Here is a 23,770-nt window from a genome sequence, read left to right on the forward strand (position 1 = left end):
TCGAGTGGCGGGCACGTGGGAGAATCGGGGTACCCATTGCTCCCCAGACAGGAACGGCACCCCATGGCCTCGGTCCCTTCCCTCGCCTCGACGGTCCACCAGCGCCTCGCGGACGCGCTCACGGCAGCCCTGCCGGACGCCGCCTCCGCGGACCCGCTGCTGCGACGCAGCGACCGGGCGGACTTCCAGGCCAACGGGATCCTGGCGCTCGCCAAGAAGAGCAAGGCCAATCCGCGGGAGCTCGCCACCCAGGTCGTCGAGAAGCTCGTGAGCGGCGAGCTGCTCGCCGACGTCGAGGTCTCGGGCCCGGGCTTCCTCAACATCACGGTCTCCGACCGGGCGATCACCGAGACGCTCGCCGCGCGGTACGCGGACGCGGACCGGCTCGGCGTCGCGCCCAAGGACACTCCGGGCACCACGGTCATCGACTACGCGCAGCCGAATGTGGCCAAGGAGATGCACGTCGGCCATCTGCGGTCCGCCGTGATCGGCGACGCGCTGCGCGGCATGCTCGAGTTCACCGGCGAGCGGACGATCGGCCGGCACCACATCGGCGACTGGGGCACGCAGTTCGGCATGCTCATCCAGTACCTGATCGAGCACCCGGGCGAGCTGGCCCCGGCCGAAGAGGTCGACGGCGAGCAGGCGATGTCGAATCTGAACCGGGTCTACAAGGCCTCCCGCGCCGTCTTCGACTCCGACGAGGCCTTCAAGGAGCGGGCGCGGAAGCGCGTCGTGGCGCTCCAGGCCGGCGACGAGGAGACCCTGAAGCTCTGGCAGCAGTTCGTGGACGAGTCGAAGATCTACTTCTACTCGGTCTTCAACAAGCTGGACATGGCGGTACGGGACGACGAGATCGTCGGCGAGTCGGCATACAACCACCTGATGCCCGAGACCGCCCGCCTCCTCGAGGAGTCCGGCGTCGCGGTCCGCTCGGACGGCGCGCTCGTCGTCTTCTTCGACGAGATCAGGGGCAAGGACGACCAGCCGGTCCCGCTGATCGTGCAGAAGGCCGACGGCGGCTTCGGCTACGCGGCCTCCGACCTCTCCGCGATCCGCGACCGGGTCCTCGACCTCAAGGCCACGAACCTCCTCTATGTCGTGGACGTACGGCAGTCCCTGCACTTCAAGATGGTCTTCGAGACGGCCAGGCGGGCCGGCTGGCTGACCGACGAGGTCACCGCGCACAACATGGGCTACGGCACCGTGCTCGGGGCGGACGGCAAGCCGTTCAAGACCCGTGAGGGCGAGACGGTCAAGCTGGAGGACCTCCTCGACGAGGCCACGCAGCGCGCCGCCGAGGTCGTACGGGAGAAGGCGAGGGATCTGACCGAGGACGAGATCCAGGAGCGGGCAGCGCAGGTCGGCATCGGCGCGGTCAAGTACGCGGACCTGTCCACGTCCCCGAGCAGGGACTACAAGTTCGACCTGGACCAGATGGTCTCGCTGCACGGCGACACGTCCGTCTATCTCCAGTACGCGTACGCCCGGATCCAGTCGATCCTGCGCAAGGCGGGCGAGACCCGGCCGACCGCCCACCCGGAGCTGGAACTGGCGCCTGCGGAGCGGGCGTTGGGCCTGCATCTGGACGCGTTCGGCGAGACGGTCTTCGAGGCGACGGCCGAGTACGCACCGCACAAGGTGGCGGCGTACCTCTACCAACTGGCCTCGCTGCTCACGAAGTTCTACGACCAGTGCCCGGTCCTCAAGGCGGACGGCCCGGCGCAGGTGGAGAACCGGCTGTTCCTCTGCGACCTGACCGCTCGCACGCTGCATCAGGGCATGGCCCTGCTGGGCATCCGGACGCCTGAGCGTCTCTGACCTCCGGCGCTCCGCGCGGTGTCCTCAATCGCCGGACGGGCTTCTATAAAGCCCGTCCGGCGATTGAGGACAAAATTGAGCCCGTCCGGCGATTGAGGACGAGGCCGCCAGGCCGATGCCTGGGACGTCAGCAGAAGACAGACCGCAACCGCCGCAGCCCTTCCCGCAACTCATCCGGCCCTTGGGTCACGAAGCACAACCGCATCGCACGGGCATCGGGCACCCCCGCAAAGAACGGCGCCCCCGGCACATACGCGACAGACTCCGAAACGGCCCGCGCCAACAACTCCCCCGCATCCATCCCGGAGGGAAGCCGCACCCACACGAACATCCCGCCCGACGGCCGCACCCACCGCGACCCCTCCGGCAGAGAGTCAGGCAACCCGGCCAGAAGCACATCCCTCCGCTCCCCGTACACCGTCGCCACCCGAGCGACATGCGCATCCAGATCGCGCTCCGCGAGATACCGCGCCGCAGCCAGCTGATTGACCGTAGGCGTATGCAGATCCGCGGCCTGCTTGGCCACCGCACAGGCGCGCAACAGCGCGCCCGGCGCCCGCAGCCAGCCGAGCCGCAGCCCCGGCGCCATCACCTTCGAGAAGCTGCCGAGCAGCACCGTGCGCTCCGCCGCGCCCTCCTGCGCCGCGATCCACGGCACGCGCTCGCCCTCGAAGCGGAGCTCCCCGTACGGGTCGTCCTCGACGATCCACAGCCCGCGCCGCACCGCGACCTCGGCGACCGCCGCCCGCCGTTCCACGGGCATCGTGCGGCCGGTGGGGTTCTGGAACGTGGGCACGGTGTAGAGCAGCTTCGGGCGTTCCGCGGCGACCAGGGCGTCGAGGGCCGCAGGGTCGATCCCGTCGTCGTCGCACGGCACGGGCACCACCCGCGCCCCGGCGAAGGCGAAGACCTGCAGCGCGGCGAGGTAACAGGGATCCTCGACGAGCACCGTGTCCCCGGGCTCGACCAGCGCCGTCGCCAGGAGCGAAAGTCCTTGCTGCGAACCGGAGGTGACGATGAGGTCGTCCGCGCCGGTGGGCAGCCCCCGGGCGGCGATCCGTCCGGCGAGCGCCTCGCGCAGCGCCGGTTCGCCCTCGGTCGTCGAGTACTGCAGGGCCCGCTCGGGCATCTCCTCGAGTACGGCACGGAAGGCGGCAGCGACGCCCTCGCTGTCGAAGAGCCCGGGCGCGGGCAACCCGCCCGCGAAGTTGATCACCTCGGGCCGTGCGGTCACGGCCAGGATGTCCCGCACCGGCGACCCGCCCACGGCCGAGGCGCGGGCGGCGAGCGGCGGCTGGTCGGCGGCGGTGCGGACGGGTTCGTGGATGGTCACGGCTGCGGCTCCTTCTCGGCTACGGGCGACGGACGACCGGCGTACGTGGGGAGCGGCCGACCCTGTCCGCACCCTAAGCAGCCGGACGCCCCGGCCACCCGCCCATTCCACTCGGTGGATGGTCCGGCCCGCGGCCGACCGGTGGGCGGAACGTCCCGTACCGCTGGCGTTTTCCGGACAAACGAGGAAGGTGAAGGAGGCGTGGCCTCCGTACGACCGCGCTGCGCGGAGGCCGGCCGTCGCGCCGCGGCCACCCGCCGCTTCACCGATCCCGCACAGCAGATTCGGAACACCGTGCGCACACCTCGTGGGCACTACCGACGGTAACGACCTGTCAACTCCCTTACCACGGCGGCTTGTTCAGTGATCGTGTCGGACCGAAATGTTTGACGTAGACACGTCACCCACTCCAGTGTCACCGGGGTCATCGCTGGCGACGCACCGGCACGTGCTGCCCGGTGCCCGGTTCAGGGGGAACCATCACTCAGCCAAGACCTCAGTCGAGCGCGCGCCGAACCCGGCGCGCCACGTTTCTCGCAGTCGCCGCCACCGCGGCACTCATGGCCGGCTCGCTCGGTACGGCCCACGCGGCCGCCGGCGCCGCGCCACCCACCGGCCGGGCGGAAGCGGCCGGCACCACCGAAGTCACGTACCAGGGACACCGGTTCACCGTCCCCGCGTCCTGGGACGTCGTCGACCTGGAGAAGTCACCCGAGAGCTGCGTACGGTTCGACCGCAACGCGGTCTATCTGGGGAAGCCGGGCAATCAACGCGACTGTCCGGCCAAGGCCTTCGGCCGCACCGAATCGCTGCTGATCGAACCGGCTGCGAAATCGGCGGCGAAGTCGACCAAGGCCGATGTCACCCGGAACAGCACGGCCCGGACGTACCGGGCCACTGCATCCGGCATCTCCGTCACAGCGGCGTACGGCGATCAACCGGCCCTGGTCCGGGACGCGTTGAAGAGCGCGGACCTGCCGGTCGACCGGGCGCGCGACGCCAAGGCCCCGGACGCCGCCGCGCCACCCGCCGCCAAGGCCGCCCTGCCCGAGGACGCGACCAGCTTCAACGGCAAGGGATTCGATCGCTGCACCGCCCCGTCCGGCGGCGACATGGACACCTGGAAGGAGGCCTCGCCGTACGGCGCGGTCGGGGTGTACATCGGCGGGATCAACGCGGGCTGCGGCGTCACCGTCGACGCGGACTGGATGCAGGCGCAGTACGACAACGGCTGGCGCTACTTCCCGATCTACGTCGGCCCGCAGGCGGACCCGAACGCGGGCAGCTGCGGCGGTGACTGCGATGTCATCGAGGACCCGGTGGCAGACGCCAAGGCCTCCGCCGAGGACGCCGCCGCCCAGGCGGCCGCACTCGGCCTGCCGAAGAACTCGGTCCTCTACTTCAACATGGAGCACTACGACCGCGGCCAGTACGGCCAGGTCGTCAAGGACTTCCTGGCCACGTGGACCGACACCGTCCACGAGCTCGGCTACCGGTCCGGCGCGTACGGCAGCGCGTCCTCGCTCGCCACGGACCTGGTCGAGGCAGCCGGCGACGACTCGTACTCGCTGATCGACGTCATCGACTTCGCCCGCTGGGACGACGTGGAGACCACCGACGACGAGGTAATCCCGGCCGATCTGTGGGCCGACCACCAGCGCATCAAGCAGTACCACGGCCCGACCGACGCCGAGCCGAACGAGACCTGGGGCGGAGTGACGCTCGACGTCGACCGCAATCTGCTGGACGTCGGCGAGGGCTCCACGGACCCGCCGGTGGCGAAGGACACCGTCCTCGAATACACCGGCCCCGGCACCGTCTCCAACGGATCCCCCGCCGAACTCTCCGCCACCCTCACCGAAGAAGACGGCGGAGCACCCGTACCCGACGCCGACGTCACCCTCACCATCGGACCCGACGACGACGCCCAGGAATGCACCGGCACCACCGACACCGAAGGCACCGCCACCTGCAGCACGGAGGATCTCGACCAGAAACTCACCGACGACGCCACCCTCCCCGTCACCGCCACCTTCGAAGGCACCGAAACCCACAAAGCCTCCGAAACAACCGCCGACGTCAAACTCCAACACGTCACCGGCCGCGCCTACGCACTCTCCGCGGAGGTCCCGCTGCCGGTGCTCCCGGTGGGCATCGACCCGACGCCGGACACCGGTGAGGTGCGTACCGCGGGCGAGGAGACCGTCGCGCCCGAGTGCACGCAGGAGGTGAGTGCGGTCGTGATCACCGCGGCTGTGCTCTGCTCCGAGGTCGCGGCGAAGACGGGGCCGAGCAGCGTCACCGCCTCCGCGGAGCTGACCGACGCGCACATCGGTGTGCCGGGTCTGCCGGTGATCGAGGGGTCCGGGCTCACCGCGGAGTCGACCAGCAGCTGCACCGGCTCCGAGGGCAGCACCTCGCTGACCCTCACCATCGCGGGCAGCCCGGTCACCGTGCCCGACACCCCGAACCACACCATCGATCTGGGCCTGGCCAAGATCGTCACCAATGAGCAGACGGAGACGGAGGACGGTCTCGAGGTCACCGCACTGCATCTGACCAGCCCCGCGGGCGTCGACGTCACCCTCGGCCACGCCGAGAGCGCTGCGCTCAACTGCGCCTGACAGCACGGCAGATACGACTGCGCCCGCCGTACCCCTTGCACGGGGTCCGGCGGGCGCGGTCGTCGTACGAAAGGGCGGTCAGTCCAGCGTGCGCGCCACCTCGGTCGCCCAGTAGGTGAGGATGAGGCCCGCGCCCGCCCGCCGGATGCCCGTGAGCGCTTCCAGGATCGCCTTGTCCCGGTCGATCCAGCCCTTCTCCGCGGCCGCCTCGATCATCGCGTACTCCCCGGAGATCTGGTACGCCGCGACCGGCACGTCGACCGCCTCGGCGACCTTCGCCAGGACGTCCAGGTACGGCCCGGCCGGCTTGACCATCACCATGTCCGCGCCCTCCTGCAGGTCGAGCGCCAACTCCCGCAGGGATTCACGGGTGTTGGCCGGGTCCTGCTGGTAGGTCTTGCGGTCGCCGCGGAGTGAGGAGCCGACCGCCTCGCGGAAGGGGCCGTAGAAGGCGGAGGAGTACTTGACGGTGTACGCGAGGATCGAGACGTCCTCGTGGCCGGTCTGGTCGAGCGCGTCCCGTACGACGCCGATCTGGCCGTCCATCATGCCGCTGGGGCCGACCGTGTGGACGCCGGCGTCCGCCTGGACCTGGGCCATCTCGGCGTAGCGCTCGAGCGTCGCGTCGTTGTCGACCCGGCCCTCGGAGTCGAGGACTCCGCAGTGGCCGTGGTCGGTGTACTCGTCGAGACAGAGGTCCGACATGATCACCAAGTCGTCGCCGACCTCGGCCCGTACGTCCCGGATCGCGAGCTGCAGGATGCCGTCGGGGTCCGTACCGGCCGTGCCCGTCGCGTCCTTCTTCCCGTCCTCGGGCACGCCGAAGAGCATGATCCCGGCGACCCCGGCCTCCACCGCCTCGACGGCGGCCTTCCGCAGGGTGTCCCGGGTGTGCTGGACGACGCCCGGCATCGCCTCGATCGGCACCGGCGCGGAGATGCCCTCGCGCACGAAGGCGGGCAGGATCAGATCCGCCGGATGCAGCCGCGTCTCGGCGACCATGCGCCGCATCGCCGGGGTGGTACGCAGCCTCCTGGGCCGGGTACCGGGGAACGAACCGTAGGTCGTCAGTGCCACTGCCGTCTCACCTCGTGCCGTCATGTACTCATCCGCGGCCCATTGTCCTCCACCGGGTGAGCTCTCCGGACACACCCGTACGAGAAACCGGCGGGCCCACAAGGGATCCCGCCGGTCACACGTGCACAGGCGCCTACGACGTCGTCGCCCGCCGCCGCCGCGATCCGGGCCGCCGCTCGCTCGGCCTGGTCACGGCCTCGCCGGCCTCCACGGCCGCCGCCCTGCGCTGCGCGCCGAAGTCGGCGAGGACCTCGGCGAGGCGGTGCACGCTCGGCTCGGGTGCCATGACGTCGACCCGCAGGCCGTGTTCCTCGGCGGTCTTCGCCGTGGCCGGGCCGATACAGGCGATGACGGTGACGTTGTGCGGCTTGCCGGCGATGCCGACCAGGTTCCGCACCGTCGAGGAGGAGGTGAAGAGCACCGCGTCGAAGCCGCCGCCCTTGATGGCCTCGCGGGTCTCGGCCGGCGGGGGCGAGGCGCGCACCGTGCGGTAGGCGGTGACGTCGTCGACCTCCCAGCCGAGCTCGATGAGCCCGGCCACCAGGGTCTCGGTGGCGATGTCGGCGCGCGGCAGGAACACCCGGTCGATCGGGTCGAAGACCGGGTCGTACGGCGGCCAGTCCTCCAGGAGCCCGGCGGCGGACTGCTCACCGCTGGGGACCAGATCGGGCTTGACGCCGAAGGCGATCAGCGCGGCGGCGGTCTGGTCGCCGACCGCGGCGACCTTGATCCCGGCGAAGGCCCGCGCGTCGAGCCCGTACTCCTCGAACTTCTCGCGTACGGCCTTGACCGCGTTCACCGAGGTGAAGGCGATCCACTCGTAGCGCCCGGTGACCAGGCCCTTGACCGCGCGCTCCATCTGCTGGGGCGTGCGCGGGGGTTCGACGGCGATGGTCGGCACCTCGTGCGGCACCGCTCCGTAGCTGACGAGCTGGTCGGAGAGCGAGGCCGCCTGCTCCTTGGTCCGCGGTACGAGCACCTTCCAGCCGAACAGCGGCTTGGACTCGAACCAGGACAACTGGTCGCGCTGGGCGGCGGCGGAACGCTCACCGACCACGGCTATGACCGGTCGGTGGCCCTCCGGCGAGGGCAGCACCTTGGCCTGCTTCAGGGTCTGCGCGATCGTGCCGAGGGTCGCCGTCCAGGTCCGCTGCCGGGTGGTGGTGCCGGCGATGGTGACGGTCATCGGGGTGTCCGGCTTGCGGCCGCCCGCGACCAGCTCGCCGGCGGCCGCGGCCACCGTCTCGAGCGTGGTGGAGACGACGACCGTGCCGTCGGACGCGCCGACCTCGGTCCAGCAGCGGTGCGTGGCCGTACGTGCGTCGACGAACCGCACATCGGTGCCCTGGCTGTCGCGCAGCGGCACTCCCGCATAGGCGGGCACGCCGACCGCGGTCGCGATGCCGGGCACGACCTCGAAGGTGATGCCCTCATGTGCGCACGCCAGCATCTCCTCGGCCGCGTCCGCGTCGAGGCCCGGGTCGCCCGTGACGGCACGGACGACCCGCTTGCCGCGCCGTGCGGCCGCCATGACAAGATTGGCGGCATCCACGGGCGTTGATGACTCGTCAGCAGCGGCCTGCTGCGGCACGGCCGGAAGTTCGCCGAGGTCGGCGCCCGACCTCGTATGTGCGCGGACGACGTCGAGCACCTCGGGCTCGGCGACCAGTACGTCCGCAGCGGCCAGTGCCTCCACGGCACGCAGCGTGAGCAGCCCCGGATCTCCGGGTCCGGCACCCAGGAAGGTGACGTGCCCGTGCCCGGAAGCGGCGGGAAGTTTCGAGGTGGTGGGGCTCAATGTGCTCGCTCCCCCATCAGACCGGCCGCACCCTTGGCAAGCATCTCGGCCGCGAGCTCGCGGCCGAGCGCCTCCGCCCGGGACGGGGACTCGGGTACGGGACCGGTGGTGGACAGCTGCACCAGCGCCGAGCCGTCGGTCGAGCCGACGACGCCGCGCAGGCGCATTTCCTTGACAACCTGTCGGTCGCTGAGGAGGTCGGCCAGCGCACCCACGGGTGCGGAGCAGCCGGCCTCCAGGGCGGCGAGCAGGGAACGCTCGGCGGTCACGGCGGCCCGGGTGTACGGGTCGTCGAGCTCGGCGAGGGTGGCGGCGAGCTCCGCGCTGGACGCGGCGCACTCGACCGCCAGTGCCCCCTGGCCGGGGGCGGGCAGCATGGTGTCGACCGGCAGGAAGTCGGTCGCGTCGTCGGACCTGCCGACACGGCTGAGGCCGGCCGCGGCGAGTACCACCGCGTCCAGCTCGCCCTTGCGGACGAAGCCGATACGGGTGTCGATGTTGCCCCGGATCGGCACGGTCGTCAGGTCCAGGCCGTGACTGCGCGCATGGGCGTTGATCTGCGCCATCCGGCGCGGCGATCCGGTGCCGATGCGGGCGCCGGAGGGCAGCTCGGCGAAGGTCAGCCCGTCGCGCGCGACGAGCACGTCCCGCGGGTCCTCGCGCGGCGGTACGGCGGCAAGCGTCAGCTCGTCGGGCTGCGCGGTGGGCAGGTCCTTCAGGGAGTGCACGGCGAAGTCGATCTCGCCGGAGACCAGGGCGTCGCGCAGCGCGCTGACGAACACACCGGTGCCGCCGATCTGTGCGAGGTGCTCGCGCGAGGTGTCGCCGTAGGTGGTGATCTCCACCAACTCGACCTCGCGGCCGGTCAGTTCCCGGACGGCCTCGGCCACCTGCCCGGACTGAGCCATGGCGAGCTTGCTGCGCCTGGTCCCAAGGCGGAGTGCTTTCTGGGTCATGACCGCCCTCGGTTCTGTACGTCGTTGTCGTCGCCGTCGGCCCGGGAGACGGCCGCCACCGTCTGCGGGTCGAGGTCGAACAGGGTGCGCAGTGCGTCCGCGTACCCGGCGCCGCCGGGCTCGCCCGCCAGCTGCTTGACCCGCACGGTCGGCGCGTGCAGGAGCTTGTCGACGACGCGTCGTACGGCCTGGGTGATCTCGGCCTGTTCGCGGTCGTCGAGGTCGGGGAGGCGGCCCCGGAGCCGGTTGATCTCGCTCTCCACCACGCCGGAGGCCATGGTGCGCAGGGCGACCACCGTCGGGGTGATCCGCGCGGCCCGCTGGGCGGCGCCGAAGGCGGCGACCTCGTCGGCGACGATGACGCGGACCTGGTCGACGTCGGCGGCCATCGGTCCGGCTCCGGCGGCGTCCGCGGGGGCGCCGGCGACCTCGGCGAGCGACTCGATGTCGACCAGGCGCACACCGTCGATCCGGTGCACGTCCGCGTCGATGTCGCGGGGCATGGCGAGGTCGAGGAGTGCGAGGCGTACGGGCGCGGTGTGCACACGGGGCCGGGTGGCGGTCTGCGTCACGGTCCGGCCGGCGGGCTCGCTGCCGGGTGCCGGGCGGTCGAGGGTGGAGCCGTTGTCCACCCAGGTGCCGTGCAGGCCCATGGCCTCGGCGCCGGTCGGTACGGGAGCGGGTGCCGCGGAGGTGGCGCCCGCGGGGGCGAGGCCCACCGGGCAGCCGCTGTCCGCCGCGGAGATTCCGGCGGCGGTCTCGGTGGCGGCGGCGTCGGGGATGCGCCCGTCCCGTGCGGCGGCGGCCGCGAGGCGGGCGACCAGGCTGCCGTCGGGCGCCCGGAGGCTGTGCTGCACGGGTGCCGCATCGGGTGCCGCATCGGGTGCGGCGGCGGGCGCGGCGGCCAGTGCGTCGGCGACCGTGCCGGCGCCGAGCACCACACCGGTCGCCCCCGTACAGGAGACCGCGATGTCGACGCGGGCCAGCTCGTGCGGTACGGCGTCCATGGCCACGGCGCGTGCGGCGACTCCGGTGCCGGCCGGGTCGGTGAGGATCTCGACCAGGCGCCGGGCCCGGTCGGGTGTGCGGTTGGCGACGACGATCTCGGCGACCCCGGCGCGCGCGAGGGTGGCGGCCGCGAGGGACGACATGGAACCGGCGCCGACGACCAGGGCCTTCTTGCCCGCGGCCCAGTCGGCGACCGGCTCGCCGGCCGTGAGCTGCTCGAGGCCGAAGCTGACGAGCGACTGCCCGGCCCGGTCGATGCCGGTCTCGGAGTGGGCGCGCTTGCCGACCCGGAGTGCCTGCTGGAACAGGTCGTTGAGCAGGCGTCCCGCGGTGTGCTGGTCCTGCGCCCTGGCCAGCGCGTCCTTCAGCTGGCCGAGGATCTGGCCCTCGCCGACGACCATCGAGTCGAGCCCGCAGGCCACCGAGAACAAGTGGTGGACGGCGCGGTCCTCGTAGTGCACATAGAGATAGGGAGTGAGCTCGTCGAGGCCGACGTCGCTGTGCCGGGCGAGCAGCGTGGAGAGTTCGGCGACGCCCGCGTGGAACTTGTCCACGTCGGCATAGAGCTCGATGCGGTTGCAGGTGGCGAGCACCGCCGCCTCGGCGGACGGCTCGGCGGCCACCGCGTCCTGAAGCAGCTTGCCCTGCGCGTCCGCGGAGAGCGCGGCCCGCTCGAGGACGCTGACCGGAGCGCTGCGGTGGCTCAGTCCGACGACCAGGAGACTCATGCCGGCATCACGGCGGGGACGTCCCCGTCGGGTCCCTTCCTGCTGTCGCCGCTGCCGTCGCCGTCGACGCTCGCGGAGCTGTCGGCGGCGGCCTCGGCCACGGCGCGCGCGGCGGACGGTACGACGGCGGCGGCCTCGGCGACGTCCTCGCCGGCCTTGCGCTGCTCGTGGAAGGCCAGGATCTGCAGCTCGATGGAGAGGTCGACCTTGCGTACGTCGACACCGTCCGGCACGGAGAGCACGGTCGGCGCGAAGTTCAGGATGGAGGTCACCCCGGCGGCGACCAGGCGGTCGCAGACCTGCTGGGCGGCGCCCGCGGGGGTGGAGATCACGCCGATCGAGACGCCGTTGTCCGAGATGATCGATTCGAGGTCGTCGGTGTGCTGCACCGGCATGCCGGCCACGGGCTGTCCGGCCATCGCGGGATCGGCGTCGATCAGGGCGGCCACCCGGAAGCCACGGGAGGCGAACCCACCGTAATTGGCAAGCGCCGCACCGAGGTTACCGATACCGACGATGACGACGGGCCAGTCCTGGGTGAGGCCGAGCTCGCGGGAGATCTGGTAGACGAGGTACTCGACGTCGTAGCCCACACCACGGGTCCCGTAGGAGCCGAGGTACGAGAAATCCTTGCGCAGCTTCGCGGAGTTGACCCCCGCGGCCGCGGCCAGCTCCTCGGAGGAGACCGTGGGCACCGAGCGCTCCGACAGTGCGGTCAGGGCGCGCAGATACAGCGGAAGCCTGGCGACGGTGGCCTCGGGAATGCCTCGGCTGCGGGTCGCCGGTCGGTGAGTTCGGCCAGTTGCCACGGTGCTCCTGCGGGTAGAGCGGGGCTGCGGGCGGCCGCATGTCCCCCGACCGCCCCGTCGAATGCAGGCTATGTCTTTGTGAACGCGTGCACAAAGATGGTGTCCGCTTTGTCCAGGCAAAGTGACCGGGCTCACGCGCCAGTTCCGGCCAGCCGCGGAACCGTCAGCGAGGCTGCGACGTCGGGGCACCACAGGGGGCAAAACCGCACACTCTCCTCACGATTTCCGCACCCCCGAGACCGAATCGCCCCCGATCGTAACCCGTCCTGTACACCGTCAGGTGCCGTCGAATTTCGGCCTCCGGCGCCTCCCGGCCGCCTCACGCATGTGCGCGGCCGCGCTCATCCTGCGCCCAACGCCTTGCGCAGCCGGCCCTCGTCGACCCGCCAGAAGTCGTGCTGGGCCCCGTCCACAAGGACAACCGGAATCTGCTCCCAGTACTTGCGGTACAGCTCCGCATCCTCATTGATGTCCTTCTTCTCCCAGGCCGCGCCCGTATCGGCGCAGACCTTCTCGATCACCTCCTGTGCCGCATCGCACAAATGACATCCGGGCTTGCCGACCAGAGTCACGACGCGGTCCGCGGGCTTCTTGTTCTCCGTACGCCGGAAAAGGGAGCTCATACGCCCATTCTCGCGCGGCCGAACCGCCGTGCACAGCGCCGGACCGCACCCGCACACCGCCCGGCGACGCGCCCGCCGGCGATCTCCTTAACTGTGCGGTAGCGCACTGTTCACAGCCTGCGAACGCCCTCGACCCGGAAGTGCCGAACATTCTGGCTATGCTCACGGACATGGCCTCTCTTCGATGGCTCACTCCTCGTAGGCGCTCCGCGACCGCGCGCAGCGTCCTGGCAGGCGAGGCCTCGGCGGAAGCCGCGCGCAAGTCCTCGCAGGAACTCGAAGGCGCCGCGCCCGCCGACGAGACCGCCGAGGCACCGGAGTTCCCCGTCGTCGGGGACGACCGCGCAGCGGCCTTCTTCGACCTGGACAACACGGTGATGCAGGGCGCCGCGCTCTTCCACTTCGGCCGCGGGCTGTACAAGCGGAGGTTCTTCGAGAGCCGCGAGCTCGCCAAGTTCGCCTGGCAGCAGACCTGGTTCCGCCTCGCCGGCGTCGAAGATCCCGAACACATGCAGGACGTACGCGAGTCGGCCCTCTCCATCGTGAAGGGCCACCGGGTCGCCGAGCTGATGTCGATCGGCGAGGAGATCTACGACGAGTACATGGCCGAGCGCATCTGGCCCGGCACCCGCGCACTCGCCCAGGCCCATCTCGACGCCGGCCAGCGGGTCTGGCTGGTGACCGCGGCCCCCGTGGAGACGGCGACGATCATCGCCCGCCGGCTCGGCCTGACCGGCGCGCTCGGCACCGTCGCCGAATCGGTCGACGGCGTCTACACGGGACGGCTCGTCGGCGAGCCGCTGCACGGTCCGGCGAAGGCCGAGGCGGTCCGCGCGCTCGCCGTCGCCGAGGGCCTCGACCTCGCCCGCTGCGCGGCCTACAGCGACTCGCACAACGACATCCCGATGCTGTCCCTCGTGGGCCACCCGTACGCGATCAACCCGGACGCGAAGCTGCGCAAGCACGCACGCGAGCTCGACTGGCGGCTTCGCGACTACCGCACCGGCCGCAAGGCGGCCAAGGTCGGCATCCCCGCGGCCGCGGGCGTGGGCGCCCTGGCCGGCGGCACCGCCGCGGCGATCGCCCTGCACCGCCGCCGCCACTGAACCGCCGCCGCTGAACCCCAGCTGAGCCCCAGCCGAACCACACCGCCATCGAGCCTGACGTACGGCCAGCGGATCACGCACCGTGACCACCACCCGGTCCCGCCGCCGGAACACGCGGAAAATCCAGATTTCCTACCCGGCTGCCGCCCCCGCCAGTCGCGTTGCCTGCGCACGGCCCCGGGCGCCTCTCGCGCGTCCACAACACACCCCGGACTCAGGCATTTAGCGACGCGAACCGATCAAGTCCCGGTCACATTCCGGAGCTTGAAGCATCATAGATCTGTAACAGAAGCGACGTAATCGATGATTTGAGCAACTGGGTGTAGCGCCGCCTGTACGAAGCGTTATTCTCCTCAGACGCATATCGGACCCCCACTCATCGCTACGACGAGTGAAAGGTCCAGCACTGCTCGTGATGGAAGCTCTGCCTCTGGGAGTCCCGTGTACCCACACGTCGGGGTTGACGCCTCAGGCCTGGCTACGCTCCGCGCAACGGTCATCGACCACCTGCGCACCCTCGTCCCCACCGCGTACGCCGTCCCCGCCTTCGCCGTCCCCGCACCGGTCGGCCCTTGCTACGCCCTGGCCGAAAGCGGTGCCGCCGTCGGCAGACGGTCCCGTTCCGGCGCCGTCGCCACCACTCACCGCCGTCCCGCGGCCGACAGCGACAGCGCCCGCATGATGGAGCTCGTCGAGCGCGCCCAGGCCGGCGAGACCGACGCCTTCGGTCGCCTCTACGACCAGTACAGCGACACCGTCTACCGCTACATCTACTACCGCGTCGGCGGGAAGGCGACGGCCGAGGACCTCACCAGCGAGACCTTCCTGCGCGCCCTGCGCCGTATCGGCACCTTCACCTGGCAGGGACGGGACTTCGGCGCCTGGCTGGTCACGATCGCGCGCAATCTGGTCGCCGACCACTTCAAGTCGAGCCGCTTCCGCCTCGAAGTGACCACCGGCGAAATGCTCGACGCCAACGAGGTGGAGCGCAGCCCCGAGGACTCGGTCCTGGAGTCCCTGTCGAACGCCGCCCTGCTCGACGCCGTACGCCGGCTCAATCCCCAGCAGCAGGAGTGCGTGACCCTGCGCTTCCTGCAGGGGCTGACCGTCGCCGAGACGGCCCGTGTGATGGGCAAGAACGAGGGCGCGATCAAGACCCTCCAGTACCGCGCGGTCCGTACGCTGGCCCGTCTGCTGCCGGACGACGCACGCTGACCGGAGCCCACCGACCGGATCGCACCGGCCGGATCCCCTTCCCCCGCAGACGGAAAGTAACCTCCCACTTACCCCTGGTGACACCGGGAGTTGGGCCCCGGTCCGATCATCTTTCGTCCGTAACCCATGTGCCGCGACCGTCGTTGTGCGGGATGCAGGCTCCCTGTGGTCGCCCGCTGCCCGGCGCCGCCGACTCGTACGAGTGGCATGCACCGAGGCGGGCAACCCTCAGGACCCCCTGGGGAGTCGGACGTGATGACGAGAGGAGGTGCCGCCAGTGATCGCGAATGTCCCGAGCCGGCGGGCGAACGCCTTCGCCCAAGCCCTGGACGAGCAGACCGACCAGGGACAGGCGGCCGAGCAGCCCACGGGCTCCCCACCGGCCGACGGGGCCGAGCAGTCCGCCATGCTCAGCATGGCCGAAGGCCTCGGCGAGCTCCCGCGCCCGGAGCTCGACCCCGAGGTCAAGGTGGTCCAGCGGGCACAGCTCGTGGCCGCCATGGAGGCCATGCTGCAGGAAGGCACCGCGGGCGACACCGGCCCGGGCACGACGGTCCCGGAGCAGCGCAGCCGCAAGGGCGCCCACCGGGCCGCCCCACTGCGGAAGTTCCGGCCCCGGAGCAGGCTCTCCAAGGGCATCGCGGCCGGCGGTCTCACCGTCGGCGTGGCGGCCGGCGCCTTCAGCGGAGTCTCCGCTGCCAGCTCCGACGCCCTCCCGGGCGACTCCCTCTACGGCCTCAAGCGCGGCATGGAGGACTTCAAGCTCCATCTGACCGACGACTCATCGGCCCGCGGCGAGCTCTATCTCGACCAGGCCTCCACCCGGCTCCACGAGGCCAACCGCCTGATGGAGCGGTCCCGTTCGGGAGATCTCGACCACGAGCAGATCGGCGAGATCCGCCGTGCCCTCTCCGGCATGCGGCACGACGCGGCAGAGGGACACCGCCTCCTCCACGACGCTTACGCGGAGGACGGATCGATCGGCCCGATCCAGAAGCTGTCCTCGTTCTCCCAGTCGTACCGCGGCAGTTGGAGCGATCTGCGCGGCCGGCTGCCCGTCCAGCTCTCGGACGTCAGCAGCGAGGTCACCTCGGTCTTCGACGCCATGGAGAAGGAGATCGCGCCGCTGCGCTCGCAGTTGCCCAGCACCCCGGGCACGGGCGGCGACGTCACCGAGGAGCCGGAGAGCACGACGGACGACGCGACCGGCGAGGACACCCCGACGCCCAGCACCTCCGACCCGACGACCGGCCCGTCCGACGACAAGTCCCGCCCGGACGACCCCTCGCCCTCCGGTTCCGAGGACGACGGCGGACTGATCGGCGGCGGCTCGGGCGGCCTGCTCGACCCGCCGAAGGACGACACCACGCCGAGCAAGCCCTCGGGCGGCGGCGAGCAGAGCACCCCGGCCGAGCCGGACGTGACCCTCCCGCCCCTGCTCCCGGGCCTGCTGCCCGGTCTCGGTATAAGCGGTGAGGACACCACGGAGTAGTACGCAGTACGCAGGTTGGGCCCCCTTCCGTACGGGAGGGGGCCCAACCTGCGTACGTACCGTCAAGACTGCGCAGCGCTCAAAGCCGCGCCGTCAGAAGAACACCGAACGCCGCTGCACGAGAAGCTTGTACAGCGTGTGCTGGATCTGCTCCCGCACCTGGTCGGTGAGGTTGAACATCAGCATCGGATCCTCCGCCGCCTCCGGCGGATAGCCGTCCGTCGGGATCGGCTCACCGAACTGGATCGTCCACTTCGTCGGAAGCGGCACCCCGCCGAGCGGCCCGAGCCAGGGGAAGGTGGGCGTGATCGGGAAGTACGGAAGCCCGAGCACTCGGGCCACCGTCTTCGCGTTCCCGATCATCGGGTAGATCTCCTCGGCACCGACGATCGAGCACGGCACGATCGGCGTACGGGCGCGCAGCGCGGTCGAGACGAAGCCGCCGCGGCCGAAGCGCTGCAGCTTGTACCGCTCGCTGAACGGCTTGCCGATCCCCTTGAAGCCCTCCGGCATCACACCGACGAGCTCACCGGACTCGAGCAGGCGCTGGGCGTCCTCCGCGCAGGCGAGCGTGTGACCGGCCTTGCGCGCCAGCTCGTTGACCACCGGCAGCATGAACACCAGGTCCGCGGCGAGCAGCCGCAGATGGCGCTCGGCCGGATGCTTGTCGTGCACCGCGACCTGCAGCATCAGACCGTCGAGCGGCAGCGTCCCGGAGTGGTTCGCGACGATCAGGGCGCCACCGTCCGCCGGGATGTTCTCGATGCCCTTCACCTCGACCCGGAAGTATTTCTCCGAGACCGGCCGCAGGAGCGACATCAGGACCTGCTCGGTCAGCTCCCGGTCGTAGCCGAACTCGTCGACGTCGTAGTCGCCGGTGAGCCGTCGGCGCAGAAAGGCGAGGCCGCCGGCCACCCGGCGCTCCAGGCCGCTGCGCGGGCCCTGGCGCTCGTCCTCCGGCCCGCTCCGGTCCTCCTCGGCGGGACCGGACTCGGGAGTCGTACGACCGGATTCGGGAGTCGTACGACCGGACTTCGCGGCCGCGGGCTCCTGGGCCGGCTGCTCCTGCTGCCCGGGCAGGGCCGTCACCTCGGGGGTCGGCTCAGCCTGGCGCCGACCGCCCGATCTGCGCCGGGCCGGGCCCCGGGCGCCGCCCCGCGACCGGTCGTCGTCGAACGGAATGACCTTGGCGTCCGCCATCGTTGATGCGCTCCTCAGTCGGCGCTGTGCGTCGGGTGCTTCGCCGCGGCGCCCGGCAGGGGCAGCGCGGCGATCCGGTCGACGGCCCTGGACAGGGCCTCGGGCGGCAACAGCCCGGGGCCTCGGCCGCGGACGAAGTCCGTGAAGGCCTGCGCCGTCGTGTACTTGGGCCTGAACCCCAGTGTCTCGCGCATCTCCTTCGTCGACACCACCCTGCCGTGCGTCAGCAGCCGCAGCTGCTCCGGCGAGAAGTCGGTGAGCCCGACGGTGCGCAGCGCCGCCCCCGCCCAGGTGACCGCGGGCAGCAGCACCGGCACCGTGGGGCGCCCGAGACGCCGGGCGCACTGCGACAGGAGCAGCACCCCGTCACCGGCGATGTTGAAGGTCCCGCTGTTCAGGGTGGCGCGGGCCGGGTCCTGCGAGGCGATCCGCAGTACGTCGATGACGTCGTCCTCGTGCACGAACTGCAGCCGCGGATCGTAGCCGAGCACGGTCGGCAGCACCGGCAGCGACAGGTACTCGGCGAGCGGCGAGTCCGCCGTGGGGCCGAGGATGTTCGCGAAGCGCAGTACGCAGACCGCCACATCGGGCCTGCGCCGGGCGAAGCCGCGCACATAGCCCTCCACCTCGACGGTGTCCTTGGCGAAGCCACCGCTGGGCAGCGACTTCGGCGAGGTCGTCTCGGTGAACACGGCGGGATCGCGCGGCGCGGACCCGTAGACATTGGTGCTCGACTTGACCACGAGGCGCCGCACGGTCGGAGACTTCTGGCAGGCGCCGAGCAGCTGCATGGTGCCGATGACGTTGGTCTCCTTGACCGACGTACGGCTGCCGCCGGCCAGCGCGGTGCCCGTGACGTCCATGTGCACGACCGTGTCGACCGCATACTCGGCCAGCACCCGCGCGATCGTGGGCTGCCGGATGTCCGCCTGCAGGAACTCCGCGGCACCCAGGGAGTGCTCGGGCGGCACCGCGTCCAGACCGATCACCCGGTCCACTCCGGGATCTCGCTGGATCCGGCGTACGAAGCGTCCGCCGAGCTGCCGGGCCACCCCCGTCACGAGCACGACCTTGCCCAAGATCAGCGCCTTCCTTCCCACCCTCGTCGCACCGCGGTGCCGCCCCCGCGCAGTCCCGTCACCGGACTCATGCGTCACGTTAGCGGGTCTGTGCTACGGCAGGATGTCCGACCGATGCAGAACGTGACCACAGACACACGACTGGTGACCGACCCAGGCCTGAGCCGATGGACAGGCCAGATCCCCGCGCCCCGCGAAACCGCGCGCAACGCGACCCCGAACGCAGCCGAGGCCCCCCACCACACGGGCGGGAGGCCTCGGAGCGCTTTGATCCAGCGGTCGTTACTTCTTGTTACGACGCTGGACGCGGGTGCGCTTCAGCAGCTTGCGGTGCTTCTTCTTCGCCATCCGCTTGCGCCGCTTCTTGATAACAGAGCCCACGACTACCCTCGCTCACTTCTCATCACTCGGTGCGGGGCAGAATGGGGCCCACACGACCTACGTCGGCCCAGCCTACCCGGCCGAGCGCCGAGGTCGTAATCGAGGAGGCGAATCCGCCTCGATCAGGCCGTCTCCACCCCCACATACGAATCGCGAAGGTACTCGTGGACCGCATTCTCCGGGACTCGGAAGGACCTCCCCACCCGGATCGCGGGCAGATGACCGCTGTGCACCAAGCGGTACACGGTCATCTTGGACACTCGCATCACCGAGGCAACTTCCGCCACGGTCAGAAACTGAACCTCGCTGAGAGGCCTCTCGCCAGCAGCCATGTCACACCTGAACCTTCCACACATGGACGGGCACCGGCTTCCCCTTCCGGTCACTCCTCGTCGCTGTGCGTTCACTCCCCAGATTAGGGGCGGGTGATGCGAGTGGGGAAGAGGAGCTGCGATCGGGGTCCTACCGTGACAGACACGCTCGATTGAGTACATAGCGAGTAAGCGGCCGGTAGTAATCAGACCGCACAGCGTCATCAAGCGGAACGGCGACGGACACCCGCCCCTCGGCCTCCCCCACGAACAGCGCCGGATCATCCGTATCCGCCAGGCCGATGGCCTCGATCCCCAGCTGACCTGCTCCGCAGACCCAACCGTGGTCCCCGATGACAAGGCCCGGAAGCGGTTCACCGGCCTCGGCACCAACGGCAAGCGCGGTACGAATCGGGAGCGGCGAATGGGTGTGTGCGCCGGTCTCACAACCCGCGCCCGACACACTCCGTTCTCGCACCAACGCGACTCCCCGTACGTAGTCAAGGTTGTATGTGCGTAGACCAAACCGGGTCGTTATGTCGACACAGTGACCCTTCGCCGGTGTGAGTACAGGACATCCCGCCGCCGAGAGAGCGTCCGCCAACCCGGCGTAGAAACCGAGCAGTCGATGGGGGTGGCCGGTGCCGATGAACACCGGCACCCGCCGCTCGGCGGCCCGCCGCAGACGCCCGGCGAAGGCCTCGAGCCCGGCCACCGTACGCTCGGGATCGATCTCATCCGGTCCGACCGTGTGCCCGGGGTCGGCCGAGACCCCACACCTCTCGGCCATCAGCGCCAACAACTCCCGCGCATCCCAGCTTCGTTCGGGATCGAGGCCGAGCAGCAGGCGCGGGTCGCGCGCCGCAAAGAGCCGGTAACTCCGCAGACTCTCCTCACGCGAGGTCGCCACGGGTCCGGCCAGCCTGGCCGCAAGCAGATGCACACGAAGGTCACCGGTGCTCAACACGCCTGCGATGCTGGCGCATTGACCACCACGCCACGACAGGAACCGCAAAACTGGGCACAGTTGGCGTAATCGCCCCGGCAGCAGTACGAATCGGCCCGACAGAAATCGGCCCGAGAGATCAGGGCAGCAACCCCCGCAGTGGATAGGCCGCCCGCCGGGTGGCCACGATGGCCTGGTCGAGCCGATCGGCCGGGTCGTACCCGGACTCCCAGTCCCGCCACACCGGATCCCGCCCGTCCGTCATCCGCGCCGGCGCCAACTGCCGTGTCCGCGCGAACACTTCCTGCCGCCACTCCTCCGGGACCACAGCAGCCGGCTCGATCGGCCGCCCCGCGGCGATCGCCGTGAGATGCGTCCACGACCGCGGTACGACGTCCACCACCGCGTACCCTCCACCGCCGAGCGACACCCAGCGCCCGTCGGCGTGCTGGTGCGCCAGCTCGTGACACGAGGCCTGCACCACCCGCTGCGCGTCGAGCGACACCGCCAGGTGCGCCAGCGGATCCTCGAAGTGCGTGTCCGCCCCGTGCTGCGTCACCAGGACCTGCGGCCGGAACTCGGCGAGGAGCTCCGGCACCACGGCATGGAACGCACGCAGCCAGCCCTCGTCCCCGGTGCCGGCCGGGAGCGCCACATTCACCGCACTGCCTTCCGCATGGCCGGTCTCCTCCGGCCATCCCGTCTGCGGAAACAGCGTCCTGGGATGCTCGTGCAGCGAGATGGTCAGGACCCGCGGGTCCTCCCAGAACGCCGCCTGCACACCGTCACCGTGGTGCACGTCCACATCGACGTACGCCACCCGCTCGGCACCCAGCTCGAGCAGCCGGGCGATGGCGAGCGCCGCATCGTTGTAGATGCAGAACCCCGATGCGGCCCCGGGCATGGCATGGTGCAGCCCACCCGCGAAGTTGACCGCGTGCAGGGTGTCGCCGCTCCAGACCGCCTCGGCGGCGCCCACCGACTGCCCCGCGATCCGCGCCGAGACATCGTGCATCCTCGCGAACGCCGGATCGTCCACCGTCCCGAGCCCGTACGCCATGTCCGCGGCGGCCGGATCCTCCGAGGCGGCCTTGACCGCAGCGATGTAGTCCTCACGGTGCACCAGACGCAGCGTCGAATCCCCCGCCGGCTTGGCCGAGACGATGTCGAGATCCTTGTCCAGATCGAATGCGGTGATCAGCCGACGGGTCAGCGCAAGACGCACCGGATCCATCGGATGATCGGGCCCGAAGTCATAGCCCGTTACTGCTTCGTCCCACATCAGCTGTGCGCGGCCGCTCATGCCCGCCACCGTATCGGTCCGGATCCTGGGCGAAGGACCGGGCGTACAACAGCGTCACAAGCACCAACACCATCGGAACGAGCATCGCACCGCGATAGTTCCAAGCATCCCCAAGAGCCCCGACCAGAGGCGAACCGACCAGAAAGCCCACATAGTTGAAGATGTTCAACCGCGCGATCGCCGTGTCCGACCGCCCAGGGAACAGCCGCCCCGCCGCAGCGAACGTCTGCGGCACGATCACACACAGACCGAGCCCGAGGAACGTGAACCCCAGCATCCCCACCCAGGCCCCGGGCGCCCCGGCCACCACCGCAAACCCCACGGCCGCCAGCACCGTCCCGCACCGCACCACCCGGACCGGCCCGAACCTCCGCACCCCCACATCACCGACGGTCCGCCCGATCAGCGTGGTCACCATATAGATGTTGTACGGAACCGTCGCCAGCTGCTCCGAACTGCCCAGCACATCCTGCAGATACTTGGCACTCCAGTTGGAGACCGTCGAGTCCCCGATGTATGCGAAGGCCATCACGAAGCAGAGCGGCCACAGCAGCTTGAGCGAAGGCCCGCCACCACTCCCACCCTGCTGCTCATCGCCCCCGGCCCTGCCCTCCGCGTACCAGCGGCTTCCGACGAACGCCGCCGGCAACAGCACGGCCACCACCGGCAAGTACGAGACGAACAGCGAAAGTTCGCCACGGGCCCCCACCCAGGCGAGGGACGCCCCCACGATCCCGCCCAGGCTGTAGGCGGCATGGAAGCCGAGCATGATGCTGCGGCCGTAGGCCCGCTGCAGACTCACGCCCAGCATGTTCATCGAGGCATCGAGCGCTCCGACCGCAATGCCGAACGCACCGAGGCAGAGCGCCACTTGCCACAACACCTCGCCCGCCCCGACACCCAGCAGAGCGAGCAGCACCACGGGCTGCGACCAGCGCAGCACATGCCGGGGCGAGATGCGCTTCACCAGGTGCTCGGTCGCCACGCTCCCTGCACCGGCGAGCACCGGAACCGCGGCGAGGAACACCGGCAACAGCCCGTCGGATATCCCGTACCGATCCTGGATCGCCGGGATCCGTGTCACCAGGAGCGCGAAGGCGACCCCTTGGACGAAAAAGCTCAACGCCAGGGCCGACCTGCCGTACCGCAATCGCGCATCCGTCATGGCCGGACAGCGTAAGGGCCGGGACTACCCACCGGTAGATGGATCAGCCGAGCAATTCGATGAGCCTCCCCATGTCACCGAAGTAGCCATCGGCTCCCTCGAGCCGGTCCGACGAGGTCATCGCGGTGAACGCCAGGACATCCATGCCGGCCAGCTTCGCCGCCTGGACGCCGAGCGGGCTGTCCTCGATCACCACGGTCCGCTGGGGATCGGCATCCATACTGCGCGCCGCGTGCAGGAAGAGATCCGGGGCCGGCTTCCCCCGGCCCACGTCCTCCGAGCTGAAGATCCAGTCCTCCTCGAACCATTCGTCGAGCCCGGTCGCCAGATGACCTACTCGGATCCGCTCGTGGCTCCCGGACGACGCCACACAGTACGGAACTCCTTCCGCCGTCAGCTTCGCCAGCACTTCCTCGACGCCAGCCACCGGCTGCAACTCCCGCTGAAAAGCGGCAAAGACGCGCTCATGCAGCGTCGCGTCGAATTCCGCAGGCAGATCGCGCCCGGTCCGTTCGCGCACCAGATCGTGCACGCGGTGCACCGCGGCACCCATGTAGTCACGCAACGAATCCTCGTACGTGGTGGGGTGCCCCAGCTCCGTCAGATACCCGGACAGGATGGTGTTGGAGATCGGCTCGCTGTCCACGAGGACGCCGTCGTTGTCGAAGATGACCAGGTCGTAGCGCATCCCCCGACCATAAGACACAAGAACGCAGAAAGCCCCGCACCATACGGTGCGGGGCTTTCCCACAATTAGTTCGGCGGCGTCCTACTCTCCCACAGGGTCCCCCCTGC

The 23,770-nt window shown here is 70.3% G+C and carries 20 protein-coding genes; 5 read left to right on the plus strand and 15 right to left on the minus strand.

Features of this window, described 5'->3' with window-relative positions; translation table 11 throughout:
- Positions 1–63 precede the first annotated feature (63 nt).
- On the plus strand, positions 64–1,821 hold the full coding sequence (argS, locus tag DY218_RS30775) for an arginine--tRNA ligase (protein WP_128559457.1): 1,758 nt from the start codon (positions 64–66) through the stop codon (positions 1,819–1,821).
- Between the two features lie 127 nt (positions 1,822–1,948).
- Here the strand turns inward: argS and DY218_RS30780 are convergent, their stop codons facing one another.
- Positions 1,949–3,154, minus strand: a complete 1,206-nt coding sequence (locus DY218_RS30780; RefSeq protein ID WP_128559458.1) for an aminotransferase-like domain-containing protein — start codon at positions 3,152–3,154, stop codon at positions 1,949–1,951.
- Between the two features lie 560 nt (positions 3,155–3,714).
- Between DY218_RS30780 and DY218_RS34670 the strand changes: the two genes are divergently transcribed.
- Positions 3,715–5,778 carry a choice-of-anchor P family protein gene (locus DY218_RS34670; RefSeq protein ID WP_199566906.1) on the plus strand — a complete coding sequence of 688 codons (2,064 nt, stop codon included), beginning with the start codon at positions 3,715–3,717 and terminating at the stop codon, positions 5,776–5,778.
- A 78-nt stretch (positions 5,779–5,856) separates the two neighbouring features.
- Here DY218_RS34670 and hemB read toward each other — a convergent pair whose 3' ends face one another.
- From hemB to DY218_RS30815, 6 genes are all read right to left on the minus strand, one after another.
- Positions 5,857–6,849, minus strand: a complete 993-nt coding sequence (gene hemB, locus DY218_RS30790) for a porphobilinogen synthase (protein WP_128559473.1) — start codon at positions 6,847–6,849, stop codon at positions 5,857–5,859.
- Between the two features lie 139 nt (positions 6,850–6,988).
- A complete protein-coding gene (locus DY218_RS30795) occupies positions 6,989–8,653 on the minus strand; it encodes a bifunctional uroporphyrinogen-III C-methyltransferase/uroporphyrinogen-III synthase (RefSeq protein ID WP_128559459.1) in 1,665 nt (554 codons plus the stop codon).
- A complete protein-coding gene (gene hemC, locus DY218_RS30800) occupies positions 8,650–9,609 on the minus strand; it encodes a hydroxymethylbilane synthase (protein ID WP_128559460.1) in 960 nt (319 codons plus the stop codon). Before hemC ends, DY218_RS30795 begins: the two co-directional genes overlap by 4 nt.
- Entirely contained in the window at positions 9,606–11,345 is a 1,740-nt protein-coding gene (locus DY218_RS30805) for a glutamyl-tRNA reductase (protein ID WP_128559461.1), read from the minus strand. Before DY218_RS30805 ends, hemC begins: the two co-directional genes overlap by 4 nt.
- Positions 11,342–12,154: a redox-sensing transcriptional repressor Rex gene (locus DY218_RS30810; protein ID WP_128559462.1), complete on the minus strand. Its 813-nt coding sequence runs from the start codon at positions 12,152–12,154 to the stop codon at positions 11,342–11,344. The genes DY218_RS30805 and DY218_RS30810 overlap by 4 nt, the downstream gene beginning before the upstream one ends.
- A 341-nt stretch (positions 12,155–12,495) precedes the next feature.
- Complete coding sequence (locus DY218_RS30815; protein WP_128559463.1) at positions 12,496–12,777, minus strand: glutaredoxin family protein; 282 nt, start codon at positions 12,775–12,777, stop codon at positions 12,496–12,498.
- A gap of 170 nt (positions 12,778–12,947) precedes the next feature.
- Between DY218_RS30815 and DY218_RS30820 the strand changes: the two genes are divergently transcribed.
- The 3 genes from DY218_RS30820 to DY218_RS30830 all read left to right on the plus strand — a co-directional run bounded on the left by DY218_RS30820 (position 12,948) and on the right by DY218_RS30830 (position 16,590).
- Positions 12,948–13,883 (plus strand): HAD family hydrolase, encoded by a 936-nt coding sequence (locus DY218_RS30820; RefSeq protein ID WP_128559464.1) that lies wholly within the window; start codon positions 12,948–12,950, stop codon positions 13,881–13,883.
- A gap of 441 nt (positions 13,884–14,324) precedes the next feature.
- Complete coding sequence (locus DY218_RS30825; protein ID WP_128559465.1) at positions 14,325–15,098, plus strand: ECF subfamily RNA polymerase sigma factor, BldN family; 774 nt, start codon at positions 14,325–14,327, stop codon at positions 15,096–15,098.
- 277 nt (positions 15,099–15,375) lie between these two features.
- Entirely contained in the window at positions 15,376–16,590 is a 1,215-nt protein-coding gene (locus tag DY218_RS30830) for a DUF5667 domain-containing protein (protein WP_128559466.1), read from the plus strand.
- Positions 16,591–16,683: 93 nt separating this feature from the next.
- On the opposite strand, the gene DY218_RS30835 is transcribed toward DY218_RS30830, so the two are convergent.
- The 8 genes from DY218_RS30835 to DY218_RS30870 form a co-directional block, all read right to left on the minus strand.
- Positions 16,684–17,790 (minus strand): lysophospholipid acyltransferase family protein, encoded by a 1,107-nt coding sequence (locus DY218_RS30835; protein ID WP_128559467.1) that lies wholly within the window; start codon positions 17,788–17,790, stop codon positions 16,684–16,686.
- Positions 17,791–17,804: 14 nt separating this feature from the next.
- Positions 17,805–18,869, minus strand: coding sequence for an NAD-dependent epimerase/dehydratase family protein (locus DY218_RS30840; protein ID WP_128559468.1), 1,065 nt, complete (start codon positions 18,867–18,869; stop codon positions 17,805–17,807).
- 282 nt (positions 18,870–19,151) lie between these two features.
- Positions 19,152–19,250 carry a 30S ribosomal protein bS22 gene (locus DY218_RS30845; RefSeq protein ID WP_003948845.1) on the minus strand — a complete coding sequence of 33 codons (99 nt, stop codon included), beginning with the start codon at positions 19,248–19,250 and terminating at the stop codon, positions 19,152–19,154.
- Between the two features lie 122 nt (positions 19,251–19,372).
- Positions 19,373–19,582: a helix-turn-helix domain-containing protein gene (locus DY218_RS30850; RefSeq protein WP_156725321.1), complete on the minus strand. Its 210-nt coding sequence runs from the start codon at positions 19,580–19,582 to the stop codon at positions 19,373–19,375.
- A 130-nt stretch (positions 19,583–19,712) separates the two neighbouring features.
- Positions 19,713–20,528 (minus strand): phosphatase, encoded by an 816-nt coding sequence (locus tag DY218_RS30855; protein ID WP_128559469.1) that lies wholly within the window; start codon positions 20,526–20,528, stop codon positions 19,713–19,715.
- A 118-nt stretch (positions 20,529–20,646) separates the two neighbouring features.
- A complete protein-coding gene (locus DY218_RS30860) occupies positions 20,647–21,810 on the minus strand; it encodes an acetoin utilization protein AcuC (RefSeq protein WP_128559470.1) in 1,164 nt (387 codons plus the stop codon).
- Positions 21,761–22,975, minus strand: a complete 1,215-nt coding sequence (locus DY218_RS30865; protein ID WP_128559471.1) for an MFS transporter — start codon at positions 22,973–22,975, stop codon at positions 21,761–21,763. Before DY218_RS30865 ends, DY218_RS30860 begins: the two co-directional genes overlap by 50 nt.
- 43 nt (positions 22,976–23,018) lie before the next feature.
- Positions 23,019–23,663, minus strand: coding sequence for an HAD family hydrolase (locus tag DY218_RS30870; protein ID WP_128559472.1), 645 nt, complete (start codon positions 23,661–23,663; stop codon positions 23,019–23,021).
- Positions 23,664–23,770: the final 107 nt, after the last annotated feature.

It is taken from the genome of Streptomyces triticagri, assembly GCF_003429565.1.
GTDB classification, from domain to species: Bacteria; Actinomycetota; Actinomycetes; order Streptomycetales; family Streptomycetaceae; genus Streptomyces; species Streptomyces triticagri.

Bases quoted from the DNA above. Each gene is read 5' to 3' on its own strand.
- argS (WP_128559457.1), top strand. From the start codon at position 64: ATGGCCTCGGTCCCTTCCCTCGCCTCGACGGTCCACCAGCGCCTCGCG.
- DY218_RS34670 (WP_199566906.1), top strand. From the start codon at position 3,715: ATGGCCGGCTCGCTCGGTACGGCCCACGCGGCCGCCGGCGCCGCGCCA.
- hemC (WP_128559460.1), bottom strand. From the start codon at position 9,609: ATGACCCAGAAAGCACTCCGCCTTGGGACCAGGCGCAGCAAGCTCGCC.
- DY218_RS30805 (WP_128559461.1), bottom strand. From the start codon at position 11,345: ATGAGTCTCCTGGTCGTCGGACTGAGCCACCGCAGCGCTCCGGTCAGC.
- DY218_RS30815 (WP_128559463.1), bottom strand. From the start codon at position 12,777: ATGAGCTCCCTTTTCCGGCGTACGGAGAACAAGAAGCCCGCGGACCGC.
- DY218_RS30820 (WP_128559464.1), top strand. From the start codon at position 12,948: ATGGCCTCTCTTCGATGGCTCACTCCTCGTAGGCGCTCCGCGACCGCG.
- DY218_RS30835 (WP_128559467.1), bottom strand. From the start codon at position 17,790: ATGGCGGACGCCAAGGTCATTCCGTTCGACGACGACCGGTCGCGGGGC.
- DY218_RS30850 (WP_156725321.1), bottom strand. From the start codon at position 19,582: ATGGCTGCTGGCGAGAGGCCTCTCAGCGAGGTTCAGTTTCTGACCGTG.
- DY218_RS30860 (WP_128559470.1), bottom strand. From the start codon at position 21,810: ATGAGCGGCCGCGCACAGCTGATGTGGGACGAAGCAGTAACGGGCTAT.
- DY218_RS30865 (WP_128559471.1), bottom strand. From the start codon at position 22,975: ATGACGGATGCGCGATTGCGGTACGGCAGGTCGGCCCTGGCGTTGAGC.
- DY218_RS30870 (WP_128559472.1), bottom strand. From the start codon at position 23,663: ATGCGCTACGACCTGGTCATCTTCGACAACGACGGCGTCCTCGTGGAC.